Source organism: Capilliphycus salinus ALCB114379 (genome assembly GCF_047276495.1).
Taxonomy (GTDB): Bacteria; Cyanobacteriota; Cyanobacteriia; order Cyanobacteriales; family Microcoleaceae; genus Capilliphycus; species Capilliphycus salinus.
Map to the genome: position 1 here is coordinate 2,149,043 of NZ_CP178543.1, position 18,458 is coordinate 2,167,500.

Consider the following 18,458-nt stretch of genomic DNA (forward strand, 5'->3'; position numbering starts at 1 on the left):
CCGACCTAATTTTATTATGCAAAACCGACACCGCCGATTTAGTGTTCGCCGCCTTTTAGTTATTTTATTTGTTAGCAGCCTGATAATTTGCCTATCGTTTAATTATTATCATCCCTCGAACGCTTTGCAGCCAACAGCCTCACAAATATCACAAATAACAACGGCACAGCCTCCCGATGTTCGGCAACTCGTACAGCAAGGAATTGAACGATATCGCTCGGGAGATGTGGCGGGGGCGATCGCATTTTGGGAAACGGCTTTAAATGCCTATCAAAGCGCCGAAAACCTGGAAAATCGGGCAATTGTTCTAGAAAAATTGGCTATAGCTTATCAACAAATCGGTCAATTTGAACAAGCAATTAACCATTGGAAAGAAGCGATCGCCAACTCTCGCCAGCGAGGAGATTTTATCAAGCAGGGACGTTTACTCACGGAACTGGCTCAAACTTACGGCAAATTGGGGTTAAATCGAGAAGCGATCGCACTTTTGTGCGGCGCTATTGAAACTGATGACGATTGCCTTGAAAGCGAAGGTAGCGCTTTGGAAATTGCCCGAAAATTTGGCGATCGCCCGGGAGAAGCGGCGGCTTTGGGAAGTTTGGGAGAAGCTTATCGTATCCGGGGAAAGTATGATCAAGCGATTAAAATTTTAGAGTCTAGCTTAAAGATTTCCCTGGAAATTAATCTGCCAATTTATCAGTTTTCCGCGCTGAATAGTTTGGGTAATGTTTACTTTAGCAAAGCTCAACTCAACGAACAGCGTGCTAATTCTGCCCGGTTCAGAAATGCAGAAAATAAGGCAAACGAATTTATTAAAGAGGCAAATTTCGATTACAAAAAAGCTTTGGAATCTTTTCAAAATAGTCTCGAACTCGCCCAGACTCAAAAACATCAATCCGGTCAAATGCGGGTTCTTCTCAATTTGATTCAACTTTATTCTTATCCAAAAGATTTAAACTTGCCCGACAGCACCAAACGGGCAGAACAAGTTTGGAAAGATGCTTTTACTCTACTGGAGACGCTGCCCGATTCTCCTAATAAAGTCTATGCGGCTATCGATTTAGCAGAATTTGAACAACCTGTTTTTTCCAATGATTCTACTTTTTTTCCCGCTCAATGTTCTTCGATAAAGTCCGAAAATTCAAAAGCTGAAGAACTCTTTAAAAAAGCTGTTTATATTGCTAAAACTATTCAAGATAATCGTTCAGAATCGTTTGCTTTGGGTAAATTGGGTCATCTCTACGAATGCCGCAAAGATTACGATAAAGCCTTACAATTGACTCAAGAAGCCCGGTTAACAGCCGACCAAAATTTACGGGCAAAAGATAGCCTTTATTTGTGGGAATGGCAGGCGGGACGAATTTTAAAAGCGCAGGGGAAAGAATTAGAAGCGATGGCGGCTTACGAACGGGCGATTGCTATTTTAGAAGCTGAGGGAGGAATTCGAGATAATTTATTAATTGCCGAACGGGATTTGCAATTTAATTTTCAAGATTCTATTAGTCCTCTTTATCGAGAGTTTGCTAGGTTAAAGTTAGAGCGTGCCGAATCTTTACCGCTTGAAAGTAAAGAGTATCAAAAAGAATTGGATTCGGCGCTCGATACTATTGATTCTTTGAAATTGGCAGAACTGCAAAATTATTTTGGGAACGATTGTGTTTTTGAAGTTTTTGATAAAGAACGGATTGATAACTTAGAGAGTGAAGATACTGCCGTTTTTAGTTCTATTATTTTTGAAGATCGCACCGCTATTGTCGCGAGTCTTCCCAATTTTAAACGGGAGATAAATCCGAATATTAATAGGTTAAAGACGTTTCGGTGGATAGAGGTTGACAGCCAAACGTTTAGAAAACAAATCGAAAATTTTCGCCAAGCGCTCGAAGCGTATTTTGAACTGAGCGGGAATTTTTTAACGCTCGGTGAGGAACTGTATAATGATCTAATTGCCCCGTTTGTTTCCGAGCTAAATTCGGCCCAAATCAAAACGCTGATTTTCGTTCAAGATGGGTTGTTACGCAGTATTCCGATGGCGGCGCTCTACGATGGCGAACAATTTTTAGTGGAGAAATACGCCATTGCTACAACTCCCGGACTTCGCTTAACTTCTCCTCAACCGTTTAATTTGGGAAACCTGCGGACGCTAGCTTTGGGATTAACCGAAGCGGCTATTGTCGATGGCGAAAAATTTGCAGCTTTGGAAAATGTGGCGGCGGAACTTAATCAAATTATAGAGTTATTTCCGGGGAGTAAAAAGCTGTTAAACGAGGAATTTACCCGCGAGAGTTTTAAACAGGAACTCGAACAAACGGTTTACCCTATTATTCATATTGCCACTCACGGTCAGTTTGGTACAATTCCCGAAGATACCTTTTTAGTTACGGGTAATAATGATAAGATTACGATTACGGATTTAGAAAGTGATATCCGTTTGTTGAGCGAAAGTTTGGAGCCGTTGGAATTACTGGCGCTCACCGCCTGTCAAACGGGTGTCGGAGATGACCGGACTACCCTCGGTTTGGCGGGTATCACCGTGCAGGCGGGTGTGAGAAGCGCTTTGGCTTCCTTGTGGTACGTTGATGATATTTCTACACAGGAGTTAGTGACTCAATTTTATAATAATTTGCGATCGCCAATGAGCAAAGCAGAAGCGCTCAAAGAAGCTCAAAAAATGTTAATTGACCGGAAAATTCACCCCGCTCGATGGGCGCCTTTTATTCTGATTGGAAATTGGCTTTAAACCCCTTCAAAATTTTCATCGGGTACTGTTGGCAATTTGCTCTAAATTTTCAACCCGTTTCTCGATCATTTCTTGTTCTTGGGGGGTTAATTCTAGTGTTGTTCTTGAGGTTTCCCATTCGGCCAAATCTTTTAACAAAGCCGAACCCATTTCCCCCAGTTTTGAAGGTTCAGCCAGTTTCAGCGCTTCACCGAGGGCGTTGTACCACAACCCCGCCCGAGCATAAATCCTGGCTTTTTCAACACCGTTGGCGGCTAAGATCAGTTGACTTTGCAATTGGTGGGGTGGGGTAACAACTTTAATACTCGCTCTGTCTACGATAGCGCTCGATAGCGAACTCGGGTCACAAAAGATGACCACTTGCCAAACATATTCTTTACCCACTTCTAGCCCCGGATCGTTTTCAGAAAAAGGAGATAACTTCATAATTCCCGGCGTAGTTTGCAACGATATTGCACGGATTTCTTGATAGTTATTCTCCGAAACTAACTCGTAAATTATGAATTTCATCTCTTTAGAAGCGGAGTCGGGGGGTACAAACCAAGCAAACATCGGACGTTGAGAAATCGTTTGTCCAACATAATTGCGAGAGGCTAAAACGGTGAGGGGAATATCGCCTGCGGAACACCCTCTGGTCGTTCCTCCATCCGATTTTCTTTCAGGGGGAACGGGTTTTTGATCGCCCGGTACATAATTAGCCAAAGCCACGGGAGTTGCTATCAGCGTCAAAGCCAGAAAACAACTGTTGATTAGTGCAATATTGGGGCGTTTGTTCAGAAACCACTGGATGGAAATCATCATAAACTTGGTTGAGCAAACGTTCGATTCCATAATACAAACAAAAGCGATAAGATTTCGCTTCGTTTATAAAACAACCATACTTAAATAAGCCTCAGCAAGATACTAGCCCATCGTTTAGTTTTCGACCTAGCCAAAAGTATAGGTTACTTCTCCCCTACCCAGAGTTAATACCTCGGTTCAAAACTCCCAAACCCTAATCCGCCGATATAAAACTCTGAAAAATCTGGGTTTTCTAAATAGCTATCGTACTTTACTAATTATCTCTCCTGCTTATTTAGTTGATAACTTCAGCGAGTTCGTTGACTTATTAGGTCAAAGTTTTTGAAAGCCGTTTTCTCGCAAATAGCCGAGAAGTTCGATCATCGGTTGATAGGCGAGTTCGGTGTAAGGAACATCTAATGCGGGATGGGTTTGGGTTTGGAAAAAGTGTTGAACTTCTTGTTGAAATTGTTCTTCGGGAACTCCCGAGTTAATCACGGCTAAAAGTTCGCTAATTTCCGCCCCGCTTGCGGTATTGAGGTATTCTACATCCCCAGATAACAACGCTTTAAATAGGGGCTGTTCCTGGAGAGAAGGATCTTCGGCTATTTTTTCCCTTAATTTTGACAGGACAAACATTCCTTGAATTAAGGGTTTTTCCGCCCAAAGTGTGCCGTCGTTATCAAAGGTGGCGATTCGGTTTTCAACGGGAATAAAATCCGGACTCCCGGCTGTTGTAACCCGACTTACAAAGTCAATAATTGCTGATTTGGCTTGACCTTCATTCCAGGCCGGAAGGGGATCGTTTTGATTGGACATTTATTGAGCAAAAACAGAAGATGTAAACGGAATAAAAACGAATCCTAAAATGAGGATAAGTGAGGCAATAATTAGAGTAAAAGTTGTTTGTTTTTGAAATCGAATTAACATAACCATTAACGATTCATTTGAGCGGTAACTAATTCATCAACTTCTTGAATAGCCGCATCCGCATCCGCGATCGCAGAGGCGACAATTTCGGGAGAGAGTAAACCCGCTTCAACTAAGGCGACAATTGCAGCTTCAATCTCGCTATCATCCACCACTCCCGCGACCATTAAAGCTTTTAAAGTTTCCGAAGCAATGACAGATGTTGTCATTTCGCTTGCCATTTCTGCCTCTATTTCTTCGGCGGTATTCGCAAAAGAAAGCATATCTAAAACAGCCGCACCTTTGATCGCTTGAGTTGCTTCAATCATCATTTCTGCTTCGGCTATGGCGGCTAATTCTTCCCCGACCACCATCACCGCATCGCGGGTTAAAATACCTTGAGCAATTAAATGTCCGCCCGCCTCTCGAATGGCTTCCGAAAGTCCTCCCGCCCAGGTGTGTTCAAATAATCCCAAAGCCACTGCGGTTCCGGGTGCAATATCAGCCAATAGAGTTTTAATTTCATCGGAAGTAATGCCGTAAATGCTGCTACCAGACCCATTTAATTCCGCTTTGTCTGCGGTTGAAGTTGGATTTTCTAACCCCAATAAACGACTCAAAGCCGTACCATATTCGGATAAACCCCCATGATCGAGATCGCTATCGGTCATTATTTCTATCTGTCCGGCATCATTTTTATGAACAAACAGCAAATCAATCAACCGAATAACTCCCCGGCTGCGAACCGCATCCAGTTCTCGGAGAATTTGTCCGTGAAAGTTTTTGTCGTTTTCAAAACGAATCACAACCAATTGTAGGGGCGATATTTTCATCGCTAAGTTTCCTCAAGTTACAGTAGTTTTTGCAGTTTAATTTCAGAACAAATCCAGCCCGGACCCTGTAGAAATCCCTCCGGTTGTTTTGTTGTTGGTATGGTTGTGAGACATCATATCGATCACAACCGTAATACCCAAAATAAGCGGCGCATCAAACGCATCCGCAACCTCAACACCGTAGGTATCCCGCAATCGAAACCATTTTTTAGAAATAATGGCAATGGGTAATCGACCCCCTTGGCAGATGGTATATTCATGTTGGAGAATATTACCAACTGTTGTCAAATCCTCTCCCCCCGGAATGTCAATCCGCCAGCGATCGCGAATGGGTGAAAACCAAGCATCGTGAACAATCGCCGCTTTGGAACCATCGGGTCGTTTAAGATCCATCGTTTCGCGGATATCCACCATACGGGCGGTAATTTTATACAACTCCTGACCCTGCATATTTTCAAAGATCAAAGTATCGCGCAGACGCAAAAGTTTCCCGTCTACTTTGATAACTCGTTCGTCTCTTTCATTGGTAATAAAAAAATCATCTCCGAAGGTAAAAAGTCGCTGTTTTACTTGAAAGCGTGTTCCGATGCGCTGTTGGGCGGCTTGTTTAATTTCTTGCAGAACTGTTATTCTTTGGGCGGATGCTGTGGGTTGGGGATTTTGGTCAAATAAACGATCTCTAGACGCTTTTCTTCTCAGCATGATTTTTTTCTTTTTTTTATTTGTTTTAACTTGCCCCCGTGACCCCGCCCCCTAAATCCCTCAATTCTGGCGAACTTTGAAATTCCAGTTCCTTCCAAAGTTGGGTAGCTCGGCGGGCAACAAAGTTAGGGCAACAAAGGGGGGCTACCCCAAATTTTTAACAAGGCGAAAACCAATGTGAGTGGTTCCGGTATCAGGCGACTGGGACTCCCGTGCAGCCGGACGGTATCGACTGCAATAGTTAGGCGCACAGAGGTGAGAACCGCCCTTAATGACGTGCAACGCACCCTCGGCGGCTTTTTTGGGGTCAAAACTTTCGGCTTGGCTGGGGCCTTCTGGGTTAACGCTGTGAGCCATCTCCTCCCGTTCCACCCGATAGCAGTCAGCCGTCCATTCCCAAACGTTTCGCCACCGTAATTTCGTAGGGATCGATGCAAAAGGAACTAATACTAACATCTTCAACGGGCAGTTCTTCGAGAAATTCCGGTTGATCCGATCCCATTTTGAATTCTCCTCCTGAGATGAAAACCATATTTTCCGGACAAGTTGGGGAGGATGCAGCCAACGCACTCGGACTAAAAATAGCAACAGCAAGAATGAAAATACCGAGAACAGTTAGGAGTTTTTGAACAGAATTTTTAAAATGATCGAGACTCATTTTTCTAGGATTAACTCATTTAACCGACTCCCCAAAATTTGGGGTCCCGCCTACCCCAGAACAGCCGAAAAAACCGATGGAATTTCCCCCGTTATTTTGGCTGGCGAAACCCAACGATAACCGTTCTAAGCTTCAACGAGAAAATGCGCTTTGAGCTTTTCTTCTTGCTCTTTAGACAAGTTGGATTTGATCAATTCCATTTGCTCTCCTTTCATCGCCTCAAGAACTTTATCAACCGTCACCTGTTCGCTCATTAAAAATAGCGCGGACGTTCCTTCTGTAACTTGAGAGCGCACATCTTTAATAAAATCGTCATCGATGCCGTAATCTTTAAAATGACCGCTCAAAGCCCCCGACAGTGCGCCCACAGCCATCCCGAAAATAGGTACAAAAAAGATGGTTCTTCAGTACCTAGTATGCTAAAAATTTAGTTAAAATTCCAATTCAGTAAACATCTTGATTGAAAGTTTTTAAAATTTCTGAATCCATAAGCCGAACGTTTAATCAGTTTCAGCTTGTTATTAATTCCCTCAACTACACCACTGGTTGTTCTATGATCAAAGTAAGCAATAATTTCATCTAGCCATCGAATAATTGTCTTTTGACTGTTTGGGAAATATTTTTGAGCTTCATCTAAGCACCTCCCTAATTGCCATAATCCCACTAACCAATCATTTGTTTCCTCAAAGATTTGACGAATTTTTTCTTTGAATTCGTGCATCCTTTTCAGGAGGGGAGAAACCTCTTTCACTTCGGCTAGTTTCTGGCTTTGTTGTTCATTCAAATCTTTTTCATTCTTCAAAAGGGCATATTTACTCTTCTTCAATCCTGCTAAAACTTTTTCGGAATTTACTTTTTCCAATTCCGACTTAGCCGTTTTTAGCAAATTTTCTGCCTTCAGCCTTTCTTGTTTCCTTTGCTTATCTAACTCCTGATTGATTTGTACCATTACATGAAATCTATCCGCTACAACTTGAGCATTTGGCATGAGTTTTAAGACTAAGCTTTTGTATCCTTTCCACAGAGCTATGCTAACTTCCTCTATCTTTTCTAACACTTCTTTCCCCCATCCCATCAATACTTTTTTGATTTCATCAGTTGTTCTTCCTGCGAGTAGGGCTATTAATTTTGACTTCTCTAAATCTATGAAAACTGCACAATAATTCCCTTTTCCTTTAATCAATGCTATTTCATCAATTCCTAGCTTTTTTAAATCTGCGGGTTTTAACTCGGCTAATTCTGATGATGCGTCTTTTAACTCGGGAATCGAGTCATCCGCGATTCCCCGCCGATTCTGCGGCGGTGAACGGATGACATTCTTTCTATTTCTTCTGTTGTGACTAACCCTTTTTGGGCAACACTGTTTATGTCCTTTTCTAAAACTTCTTGTAGGATTCTATCCGCCAATCTTTTTGTATAAGTCCTTCTTTTTCCCACGAACTCTAAATCCTCACTAAACGGCTTTTTACATTTCTTACATTTGAACTGCCTTCTATTTATTTCCAAAAATACTGGCGATTCTCCCCAAGGTATATCTTTAATTATATATCTATGGTTTTGATGCAATTTATGACTTTTTTCCCCACAACGAGGGCAAATACTTTCCTGATGGATTGGCTCTATCTCTAAAATTATTCCAATCCCTTTATGCTGATAACGTGACACTACTTTTACTCCTTCTAGCTCCAGAATTTCTGTGAGCATTTTAATTTCCTTTTTTGAAGCCATTATTACTGATTTACTCTTTTTCTGATTTCAGTTAACAGCACATATCGCTTAATTGTCAACCGGAACAAGCTCTTCAGCTATCACTACTGAATACATTTTTCGTCTTTATTGATTTTATTAACTATCATTTTAGCATACTAGATACTGAAGAACCAAATTTTTTCATCAAATTGGGACTAAATTTAAGAGTTTTGGACACAGAAATGAGATTAAAAAGAGAAAAGTACCAACTCCAAAAGCTTATACGGAACTTTTCAAGTAAGCATGGCACTTCGTAGCAGCTTCTCTATCAATACCCCAATGCCCGGAGAAAACCCCGTTTAGTATTTAATCAAACGGATATTGTCTAGTTTAAACTCAAAAGGTGAAACATATGCGTTCGATTTTCAGGATGGTCAAAATTGGACACTTCGGGAAAAGGTGACGCTCTAAAAGTGACTGCAATGACTGTTAAATATAGATTACAACCTATTTGCAGTTAATGTGAGCATTAAATCTTGTTTGTGAGCAATTTGCAATAATGTGAGCCGATTTGCAGAATAATCTGAGCATAAAGCTATTTATATTTGCAGCTAATGTGAGCAGGAAATTGTCCTGTTTGCGAGCATGGGCGTTCTTGTTTGCAAGCAACTACAGATACCTGGCACTTCTATGAAGTCAGAAGTCAGAAGTCAGAAGTCAGAAGTTCGATTTGGGCTGAGTTGATTTCTGTTTTTCGGGTCATAGCAGTTAGCAACCACAAACTTCTCAGCTACGGCTTCCACCTCCAAGTCTACGACCTCCCAACTGTCCCAAGGAAGCTTCATCTGTCCCGGTGAGGGTTTTTTCCCTTTCCCCCTAATCACTTTCGGGAGGAACCTATTTCCCCAGTGATAGCGTTTTTCGGGCTTCGGTTTAGGCTTGTAGCGCTTGCAAAATCCCCGATACTTCCGGGCGCATTCATCCAAAGAACTTCCCATCAAAACTCTGTATTTTGCCCCCCTCCGCCCCCCAAATTTGGGGAGAACTCAAATCTTTAAGTCCCCCAGAAATACCCCCAGAATTGGCAGGGCTGTTTCAAAGTCGGTAAACATTTTGCTATTAACCTCTCCCCCAACCCCTCTCGACCCCCACCAACCTCCCCGATCCCCCCTTAATCCCCCCTTAAAAAGGGCAGGGCCGTTTCATTCTAACAAAATCCAAAGCCTAGACCACCTGTTATTAAGCCATCTTTGACCCTCTGTAATTGACACAAAGCCTAAAAGTCTAAAAAGATTAATTGCAATAGTTTGAAGAATCGATAAATTCGTTCGTGCTTGAAAGTGAGCTATAGAAGAATCATCTTCTTTGAAGATCACATCCTTGACCCAATGCAAGCGATTTTCAATTTGCCAATGACCTTTTATTTTTTCAGAAAAATAATCGGCTTTTTCCCAAACGCTACTGATGTAGTAAGCGACTTGATGATAGTCCTTTTTACCTCTTTTACCCCATCTTTCAACTCGGATTAAGCTTTTAATTTCATACCAACTAGATTTCAGGGAATCTATACTCTTGAAGACAGCTACTTGGCGTTGAATTTGGCGACCATGACTTTTATCTTGCTCTATCTTGATACTCAAAGGCTCTTGATTGTGGGCGACAGACTCTAGAGCTTGATACAATTTTTTTTGATTCTTTTTGACGGTGATTAAGTAGTGATTTTTTGATTCAATAATTTTTTTAACGGTTTGCTTTTGGCAGTGCAAAGCATCCAGAGTAAATACTTGATTCTTCAGGGGAAAATCTTCGATGATTTCTTGGACTTGCTTAATTTCTGAACAGCGTTTGTTCTCAAAGCAATTTAATCCCAATACAACTTGATATTCTTGACTGTACAAGGAAACAAATGAAACAAAGTTTTGATGAGAGTTGCCAAAATTGTCTACAGTGCTGCCTAAGCTTTTGCCATCAATACAGACCCAATCCCTCAAATCATCAGATTCACATAGACTACTAGACCATTGATTAAAAATGTCCTGAAGATTTGACCAGTCTACTCCCATCAGAACTCGTCTTATGGTTGATGAAGATGGAACTTTTGGGGATGAAATCTTAAATTTTTTAACAATTAGCTGTTGATTGGCTTTGGCAAAATCTCCCATCGCTCTATACCCTAAGTATCCCTGCATCGCTGCCAAAATTACTATCAATAGCACCAACCATAATGGATGCCTTCTGCCCTGGCGGCGGCGAAAGTCCTTGACTTTTTTAAGTTCTTTAATTAGACTATCCATAGATAAAATTTAAGAAAAAACTGGCGATTGCTATCATTTTACATCCGGCGCGATCGCCAGTTTTATTGTTCAATTCCCGCCTTTAAGAATCAGAGTGGAACAAGCCGTTTGAGTCAGGCGATCGCTATGTTTTTCTAAGATTTTAGGTGTTCTGAAGAAAAAAGGGGTGAAACTGCTTCCAATTTTAGCTCCTCGCGATCGCAAAATTTTAGAATGAAACAGCCCTGCCTTAAAAAGGGGGGTTGGAGGAGGCCAATCGTTCCCTCTCGACTAATTAATAGTCCCATTGGGGACACCTTTTCCCTCTCCAACTAATAAATAGTCCCTTTGGGACACAATTTTCCCCCTCTCCAACTAATAAATAGTCCCTTTGGGACACGATTTTCCCCCTCTCCAACTAATAAATAGTCCCTTTGGGACACGATTTTCCCCCTCTCCAACTAATAAATAGTCCCTTTGGGACACAATTTCCCTCTCCTCGTAGGAGAGGGTTAGGGAGAGGTAGGAGAGGGCGCTGCGGTGAGGTGGAGAGGGCGCTGCGGTGAGGTGGAGAGGGCGCTGCGGTGAGGTGGAGAGGGCGCTGCGGTGAGGTGGAGAGGGCGCTGCGGTGAGGTGGAGAGGGCGCTGCGGTGAGGTGGAGAGGGCGCTGCGGTGAGGTGGAGAGGGCGCTGCGGTGAGGTGGAGAGGGCGCTGCGGTGAGGTGGAGAGGGCGCTGCGGTGAGGTGGAGAGGGCGCTGCGGTGAGGTGGAGAGGGCGCTGCGGTGAGGTGGAGAGGGCGCTGCGGTGAGGTGGAGAGGGTTAGGGAGAGGTAGGAGAGGGCGCTGCGGTGAGGTGGAGAAGGTTAGGGAGAGGTGGAGAGGGGAGTATTTTTTTGATTATAAAATGTCTAAAACTATTAATTTCTCCTCCTTCCAAATAAAAAACTTTCTTCCTTAAGAATAGGATGAAACTGCCCAACTAAAATTAGGCAGTCTATAGTACGTGACCTCATCGCCGAGAGTCTTTGATTGTAGAAGATTTAGAACTTTTGTACGAGTGTCTTCTGTTCATTTCTTAATTTAGCCCAAGAAACCTAGCAAAATTGAGTTCCATGTATCAGGATTTCTGATTTTTCTGACATCCATGTTTGCCACCTGAATCCTCAAATTCTTATAAATAGTCTTGAATTTGCTATCAAGAGCCTCACTTTTAGAAATCTCTAGCCCCTGAGAAAGACTATTTTGAACTGCTATTAAGATAGCAGCATAATATGGAACTGTGAAGATGATACTGGCTACATCAAATATTCCATTGGGCGGAAGAAAGGACACAAATGATTCGTACACTACAATACTTAAACCGCCAATTCCCTCAGTTATAAATATCCCCATAATGTTTTTAATCTCGTTTTTTTCGGCAAAAGAACCTGTATAGATATACTTGAGCGAAGCAATTGCTCCTGCAATTGTTGCACTTACGAAAGCAATAGTTCCGGGAACAAATTGTACTCCAGTACACGTAACGCAGGCAGCAGAAATAATTGCTAGAGCTTGCTTTTTTTTATTCTTCAGTTCTCTGGCTAAAAAAACAGCTTTTCCTGTTTTAAAAATTTCTGCAATTACATCATTGTTATCAATGAAACACAGTTATAAAAGCAAAGAAGGAATGGTGACTTGGCGACAAAAAGCTAATTTACCAACATGAGTTAATGTATCCGGCTTGACACCTCGATTTGTCAATTCGGGGACTTGTTGAAGCAAAGAATTAAGAATGAGTTCTGCATTCCCTTTGCGTTCATCGTTACCGTCAAGATAAAAACATTCCGTTCCCCGCACAGAACCATCGAAAGCGTTTCCATGAATTTCTAATGCAATATCGCCGGAAGTCGCACGAGAATTAATCCAGTTAATTGTCGGACTTAAATCAAGGTCATCGGGAACCGTCACAAAGTCTTGACCATCCTTTAAACCCATTGATTTTAGTTCTTGAACAATCAAATCCCGAGTTTGCATCATTTCTTGTGCTTCTGTTGTCTTAGCAAAAGATGAAGCGCCCGGTTCGTTCAAGTAATGACCTGCTGAAATAAATATTGTTCCCATTTCAAATCTCCTTCAGTTTAATTCAATGAACCTGTATTAACTTCAATCAAAACCATGCGGTAGCCGATTCATTTTTTCTTTAATAAATCGGCGGAAAAATGTAGAGTTGCTTACAGAATTTTCTGCTCCGAACTGATAGGTTTTGAATCCTCATCGGAAACAGTAGATTCACTTTTGCTAGACTGTGCCAAACCCGCAGCACCCGCGATCGCTGTTCCAGCCAACCCCATTCCAGACGACCATTTAGCATCATTATTACTATCTGTCAGCAAGACCGTTACTCCAATAATTCCACCAATTGATGCAATAAATATAGGGGTTACAGATTCAATAAATTGAGGAGTGGGCAGCTTCATATTTGGTAATCCTTTCTTGACCGAATGTTGCCAGAAAAATTCGAGCGTTAAATCATTTAACCTTCAAATTTTGAGAGGATTTCACTACTGGATTAGGAAATCCTCTCCCCGTTTTAGTTAGTCGAAGACTTTGCTAAAATACACCATCCATCGGTGTTATTTAGGACAGTCCAACGGGCGTTCATCAAATTGTAAGAATACTTCAGCATTTTTCCATTTTCGGAAATGTAAGTACCACTAGCATGATCGATTTCTCCCCAAGGATCGTTAACCAGCCAATTGCCACCGCCAGGAGCGTTTTCGTCGTCTTCATAACCAATAACTATGATCCAATGACCACTACCCGATGGGCTAGAAGAGGGGCCTTTATGAAGAATTCCACAGGGAACGGGAATGCCTTGGTTGAGGTACTCTTTGAGAGTATTATTATTTGCGTTTTGAACAAAATTCGCAGCAACTCCAAAGTGTCGCAGAGTGTCAATTTGAACTGAGGAATCAGGAGTATCTCCCCGTCGGAAAACTTCACGAATATAATCATCATCGCTCTTGATAACTCCCGGTCGGAGAAAGTCTAACAGCATGGCACAAGCAGAAGAAAAACAAGTACGATGAGAATCACGATAGTTGTCAAGTTGAGAAAAATAAGTCACATTTAATTTTACTTGGGTAGATGGTCTGGCTGGAGTAGATGTCATGTTGAGAAACCTCAGATTATTGACGGTAAATTTCGGTTAAGCAACAAAACCAATTTGATTCAAATTGGTTATCTCGCTGTGGCTTTTAGATAAATTCAAACCCAATCGAGTTATGCACTTGTGAAAAGAATTGAGTGGGTTGATCTTGCCGTTGCTTTTAGATAAATTTAAATCCAATCGAGTTATGCACTTGTGAAAAGAATTGAGTGGGTTGATCTTGCCGTTGCTTTTAGATAAATTTAAACTCAATCAACTTATACACTTGTGAAAAGAATTGAGTGGGTTGATCTTGCCGTTGCTTTTAGATAAATTTAAACTCAATCAACTTATACACTTGTGAAAAGAATTGAGTGGGTTGATCTTGCCGTTGCTTTTAGATAAATTTAAACTCAATCAACTTATACACTTGTGAAAAGGAGAACAAATTTTTTTTGGGTAGACCGGGTTTATAGGATGAAAAAATAACTTTAAATTTAATCAATTTTTAATCTACTATTTGAGTAGATTTATCTCGTTTCTATTGTTTAGATAAATTCAAACCCAATCGACTGATACACTTGTAAAGTAGTAAACCCCTCATCCCATCAACACCATCATGCTTTTGCCCATAATCCGGCTTCCCCAGGATACGACACCGGAGCCATTCAAGGCGACTGAGGCCATAAAAAAGATCTCAGGAGAGGTCAAAAAAAATTTTTGACGGATTTAAGATAGCTGAAACCCTTTCTGTATAACCGTTACAAGCAATAAAGCCCTGTTCGCGAATCGCTGCAATACCCCATTTTAGAGCCAGTGCGGGTCGCTCATCTGTATATGTTCCAAAATCCCAAATCTATGTATGTATGTAGTTCTCCAAGCTATTTATAAAAGTCATATGGGGTGAAGTGGCTTTACTGAAAGTATTCTGTTTTGTGAGAACCGAAATAATGCGAGGAACTATGACGGCTCCATCAAAGTATTGGACAATGCAGATTATTAGTGCATCTAGAGGAGAGAACCATCAACTAAAAGATGGCTACAAATCCATAACAATCAACCAAGCACAGGAGTTTTTTAAAAGACAATTCCCAGAATTAGCTGGCAAACTGATACTATCATCGGCAGAAAACAGGCTAATTCAAGTTACCGCATGGAACAAATTTCGTTCGGCTACCGATATTTACGAACGCGCCTTAGCCGGACTTTGCCTGAGATGTTACATATCTCAGACCATTGTAATCGCCTGTAAAAAAATCCCTCACACCAGTAAAGCTGGAGTTGAAAAACTCTTTAGCTACACTGATTTGCTGGCATTCGTTTTAAACGACGATAGCAAACAACTGGTGATTTTAGACGGCGAAGGACAAACTCAACTGATTTTAAATCCCGATGGAACAACTCAACCCCTAGCAAAAGGCGGAGAGTTTTTCAGCGTTGAAATTTTGCGAACATTTGATCCCAATTTAAGCTCCGGCGAAAGCTTGAGAAATTGGACTTGGAGACTAACCCAGCAACATCAAAAACTGAAGCTATTTTTATGGGAATTTGGGGTAAGAACTCCGAGCGACTGGGGGTTATTATGCAAACGCATTCCCCAATCCTTGGAACCGCATTTTCAACCAGGAGATCGCGAAATTGTAGAGGTATTTCATGCCGTCTACCGCCGGGACAGACGTCGCTCAAATCAAAAGGGTCGTTGCTGCGAACCCACGCCGGAACAATTGCAGGAAATGCTTCATTTGTTGCAACAGCGAAAGATTCCCGTCAGTTCTCTTAAAGAACTAATTGTTCATTTCAAAAGAATTGCGGAAATCTTACGACAGGATTTGCTTTGCAGAAAAACGGGCAGCCCCAAAACAATACCGACAGAAATTTATGATAGTTCAACCAACGATTATGTCCCCAACCCAGAATTATTCTTGTACAATGACCCCGCCCCGGAGGAGGTGGAATTCAACCAATTAAAAGAAAAGTGCAACGCTTTGTTTGAACGGGTTTTGTACCAAGCCATAGCAGAAGTTCTTTCCCAACACTTGGAATATTTGAGTAAAAGTAAAGGTTACAAAAGTTTTGCTCAAAAGTTTTACGAGGGATTGCAACTCTACTACCAGGAGAATAAATCATTGGGAGAGATTGCCAAGCTGTGGGGAATTCCTTGGTGTAAGGCTCGACGTATATTTCAACTGGAAAATCTCTTAGATAAGGTCAAAGAGCGAACCGTAGAAAAACTCATTGAAGAATTGACACAGTGGCCACACAGTTCAAAGCTAGTAACGATTTCCCAAGACCCGGATTCACTGAAAAATTTTGCCGATGCCATTCGAGACTATGCCCATGAAAAAACCTTCAAAGATTCCTATGCGTAAATCAAGAGTTGTAACAAACAGCATAAAAAAAGTTTGTTCACTCAAATTATCCGCCGCCATCTTAATGATTTGCTGAAAATGCAGTATGCCTGAGAAAGTTAATTTCTATCTAGAAAATCCTGAATTTTCTTGAGCTATACTGTAGAAAAAAGTATGACTGATAAGTCAAATCTGCAATTATTCGCAAGACAGGAAACGCAAAATGTCATCACAAGTTATTTGGCTAGAACCCGAACATTTCGAGGAAGCTACAGAAATGAGCAACTCCGAGTTAGACGAAAGCCGACAATGGAAAAATTATTTGAACGCTCTGGCGCTGTCCGGCTTTGAAGATTGGCTGAGAGAAAGAGTACCGACTCTTAAATTTAATCGGGATAATTCTCGGGTCTTAAAATCCGATACTCCCAATAGAGTTGAGGTGATTAGCAATCTAACTTTCGAGGGATTTAAAATCGGCTTAATTCCCGTAGATTGTCTGGTCGATGATTTTATTAATCTACCCGAAGAAGCTCTCAATTCGCCCAAAGATGCCGCTCACTTTTATGTGTTGATAGAGGTGCGGGAAGAGGAAGAACAATTAAATCTGTACGGATTTTTGCGCTACGACCAACTCGTTCGGGACGGTCAGCCAATCAAATTGGAGGGGCAATCCAATCACTGTTATCAAATCCCCCTTTCTAAGTTTGACCAAAATATAAATAATTTGTTATTATACTCGCGTTTCTTAGAAAAAAATGCTATTTCTTTACCCCCGGTATTTGAAGCCAATGATACGGTTGGTGAAAGTCTAACTCCAACTCCAAGAAGCATCGCCAACACAATTATAAACCTAAGTCAGTGGTGGGGCGGAATTGTTGAAGAAGGTTGGCAGTCAACGGACAACATTTGGAATGCGGTTTCCCTTAACTACGCCTGGGGTTCTGTAAGGAGTAGAAACCCGTCAAATCATTATTCAGTTTCGCGAACTAAAATCTTTGATTTTGGACTGTTACTCAACGATCAATCCTTGGCTTTAGTTGTTAATCTCAAGCCGGGAGAAAACGATGAAATTGATGTGCTTGCACAGGTGATTCCGTACAATGAAAAATATCTGCCGTTTGGTTTGAAGCTGAAAGTTACCCTCAATTTTGATACCTATGAGTCAGAAAGTCAAGAAGTGACTGCAAGGAAAGCCGATCATACCATTCAGTTAGAATTTTGTGAAGTTCCGGGTAAAAAGTTTAAGGTCGAAGTTAGCTTTATGGATGCTGTCGTAACGGAGGAATTTGTGTTGGGCGTTCCCTGAGAACAGAAGAATTCAGAGTCAAGTGATAAGTTAATATGCACAAGAAAAACAAAGGGGAAGTGTTTGTAAACATTTCTCCTTTTAGCTATTTGGCATCAATCCCGTCGCACAGACGGCGATCACTCTGACTAACATCGAGATTCGTTTTCAGATAATCGCGCACCCAATTGCAACCATAAGCGATTACCTCATCAAGATCAATAACTCGATCCAAATTCCACAAAATTACTGTATTATCCTCACTTGCCGAGGCGAGTTGTTGACTGTCAGGGCTGAAGGCAACTTCCCAAACTTTACCGCTGTGTCCGTTAAGGGTAGCCAATAAAACGGGCAACTTGCCTGCCTCCATTTTCCACAGTTTAACGGTTTTGTCGTCACTTGCCGAGGCAATCATTTTGCCGTCAGAACTGAAAGCAACTCCCCAAACCCCCGCCGTATGTCCCCCAAGAGTCTTCAGCAAACCACCGTTTTTGTTCCACAGTTTGACCGTGTTATCTGCACTGGCGGAGGCAATTGTATTGCCATCGACGCTGAAAGCAACATCCCAAATCGGCTGTGAATGCTTACCAAGAGTATTTAGCAAAATACCGTTTTTGTTCCAGAGTTTAAGCGTCCCATCCCAACCCGCCGAAGCGATAGTGTTCCCGTCTGGGCTAAAAGCAACCGCCCAGTTCCCCGCCACGTGTCCCCGAAGAGTATTCAGCAAAATACCATTTTTGTTCCACAATTTGACTGTAGTATCCAAGCCCACTGATGCAATTGTATTACTGTCAGGACTGAAAACTACTCCGTAAACTGAAGATTGATGATCGAGCGTAACAGGTAAAGAGACATCCCGCTTCCAGAGTTTAACCGTTCCATCGTCGCTCGCCGAGGCGATCGCATTGCCGTTAGGGCTGATTGCAACTCCGATAACCGGAGCGCTATGACCTCTGAGGGTAGTCACCAAAGCACTATCTAATTTCCAAAGTCTAATAGTCTTATCCACACTAGCCGAAACTAGAATTTTGCTGTCAGGGTTAAAAGCGATTCCCAAAACCCTATCGCTGTGTCCCTCAAGAGTAGCTAACAACTCACCGTCCTTATTCCATAGTTTG

General features: G+C 41.8%; 17 protein-coding genes and 2 pseudogenes. 3 read left to right on the forward strand and 16 right to left on the reverse strand.

Annotation, left to right across the window (positions count from 1 at the left end; genetic code table 11):
* The first annotated feature begins 16 nt into the window (after positions 1-16).
* The gene (locus ACL6C3_RS08830) at positions 17-2,737 is read left to right on the forward strand and encodes a CHAT domain-containing protein (protein WP_413166793.1); all 2,721 of its coding nucleotides are present in this window, start codon (positions 17-19) and stop codon (positions 2,735-2,737) included.
* Between the two features lie 15 nt (positions 2,738-2,752).
* On the opposite strand, the gene ACL6C3_RS08835 is transcribed toward ACL6C3_RS08830, so the two are convergent.
* The 14 genes and pseudogenes from ACL6C3_RS08835 to ACL6C3_RS08900 form a co-directional block, all read right to left on the reverse strand.
* Positions 2,753-3,538: a DUF928 domain-containing protein gene (locus tag ACL6C3_RS08835; RefSeq protein ID WP_413166794.1), complete on the reverse strand. Its 786-nt coding sequence runs from the start codon at positions 3,536-3,538 to the stop codon at positions 2,753-2,755.
* A gap of 312 nt (positions 3,539-3,850) precedes the next feature.
* A complete protein-coding gene (locus ACL6C3_RS08840) occupies positions 3,851-4,336 on the reverse strand; it encodes a hypothetical protein (RefSeq protein ID WP_413166795.1) in 486 nt (161 codons plus the stop codon).
* 116 nt (positions 4,337-4,452) lie between these two features.
* Positions 4,453-5,259, reverse strand: a complete 807-nt coding sequence (locus ACL6C3_RS08845; protein ID WP_413166796.1) for a hypothetical protein — start codon at positions 5,257-5,259, stop codon at positions 4,453-4,455.
* 42 nt (positions 5,260-5,301) lie between these two features.
* Complete coding sequence (locus tag ACL6C3_RS08850; RefSeq protein WP_413166797.1) at positions 5,302-5,961, reverse strand: LURP-one-related/scramblase family protein; 660 nt, start codon at positions 5,959-5,961, stop codon at positions 5,302-5,304.
* A gap of 144 nt (positions 5,962-6,105) precedes the next feature.
* Positions 6,106-6,318 (reverse strand): SUMF1/EgtB/PvdO family nonheme iron enzyme, encoded by a 213-nt coding sequence (locus tag ACL6C3_RS08855; protein ID WP_413166798.1) that lies wholly within the window; start codon positions 6,316-6,318, stop codon positions 6,106-6,108.
* Positions 6,319-6,343: 25 nt separating this feature from the next.
* The gene (locus tag ACL6C3_RS08860; RefSeq protein WP_413166799.1) at positions 6,344-6,619 is read right to left on the reverse strand and encodes an SUMF1/EgtB/PvdO family nonheme iron enzyme; all 276 of its coding nucleotides are present in this window, start codon (positions 6,617-6,619) and stop codon (positions 6,344-6,346) included.
* A gap of 125 nt (positions 6,620-6,744) precedes the next feature.
* Entirely contained in the window at positions 6,745-6,993 is a 249-nt protein-coding gene (locus ACL6C3_RS08865; RefSeq protein WP_413166800.1) for a DUF1269 domain-containing protein, read from the reverse strand.
* Positions 6,994-7,046: 53 nt separating this feature from the next.
* Positions 7,047-8,323, reverse strand: a pseudogene (locus ACL6C3_RS08870) (ISL3 family transposase).
* A 695-nt stretch (positions 8,324-9,018) separates the two neighbouring features.
* Positions 9,019-9,306 (reverse strand): hypothetical protein, encoded by a 288-nt coding sequence (locus tag ACL6C3_RS08875; protein ID WP_413166801.1) that lies wholly within the window; start codon positions 9,304-9,306, stop codon positions 9,019-9,021.
* Positions 9,307-9,510: 204 nt separating this feature from the next.
* On the reverse strand, positions 9,511-10,602 hold the full coding sequence (locus tag ACL6C3_RS08880; RefSeq protein WP_413160293.1) for an ISAs1 family transposase: 1,092 nt from the start codon (positions 10,600-10,602) through the stop codon (positions 9,511-9,513).
* A 1,058-nt stretch (positions 10,603-11,660) separates the two neighbouring features.
* On the reverse strand, positions 11,661-11,972 hold the full coding sequence (locus ACL6C3_RS08885) for a hypothetical protein (RefSeq protein ID WP_413166802.1): 312 nt from the start codon (positions 11,970-11,972) through the stop codon (positions 11,661-11,663).
* Between the two features lie 255 nt (positions 11,973-12,227).
* On the reverse strand, positions 12,228-12,680 hold the full coding sequence (locus tag ACL6C3_RS08890; protein ID WP_413166803.1) for an N-acetylmuramoyl-L-alanine amidase family protein: 453 nt from the start codon (positions 12,678-12,680) through the stop codon (positions 12,228-12,230).
* Between the two features lie 110 nt (positions 12,681-12,790).
* The gene (locus ACL6C3_RS08895) at positions 12,791-13,036 is read right to left on the reverse strand and encodes a hypothetical protein (protein ID WP_413166804.1); all 246 of its coding nucleotides are present in this window, start codon (positions 13,034-13,036) and stop codon (positions 12,791-12,793) included.
* Between the two features lie 113 nt (positions 13,037-13,149).
* Complete coding sequence (locus ACL6C3_RS08900; RefSeq protein WP_413166805.1) at positions 13,150-13,731, reverse strand: C39 family peptidase; 582 nt, start codon at positions 13,729-13,731, stop codon at positions 13,150-13,152.
* A gap of 938 nt (positions 13,732-14,669) precedes the next feature.
* Between ACL6C3_RS08900 and ACL6C3_RS08905 the strand changes: the two genes are divergently transcribed.
* A complete protein-coding gene (locus tag ACL6C3_RS08905; protein ID WP_413166806.1) occupies positions 14,670-16,076 on the forward strand; it encodes a hypothetical protein in 1,407 nt (468 codons plus the stop codon).
* Between the two features lie 202 nt (positions 16,077-16,278).
* A complete protein-coding gene (locus ACL6C3_RS08910) occupies positions 16,279-17,361 on the forward strand; it encodes a DUF1822 family protein (RefSeq protein WP_413166807.1) in 1,083 nt (360 codons plus the stop codon).
* An 85-nt stretch (positions 17,362-17,446) separates the two neighbouring features.
* On the opposite strand, the gene ACL6C3_RS08915 is transcribed toward ACL6C3_RS08910, so the two are convergent.
* Both ACL6C3_RS08915 and ACL6C3_RS08920 read right to left on the reverse strand, forming a co-directional pair.
* Complete coding sequence (locus ACL6C3_RS08915; protein WP_413168283.1) at positions 17,447-18,349, reverse strand: WD40 repeat domain-containing protein; 903 nt, start codon at positions 18,347-18,349, stop codon at positions 17,447-17,449.
* A 30-nt stretch (positions 18,350-18,379) separates the two neighbouring features.
* A pseudogene (locus ACL6C3_RS08920) lies at positions 18,380-18,433 on the reverse strand (hypothetical protein); the annotation flags it as partial.
* Positions 18,434-18,458: the final 25 nt, after the last annotated feature.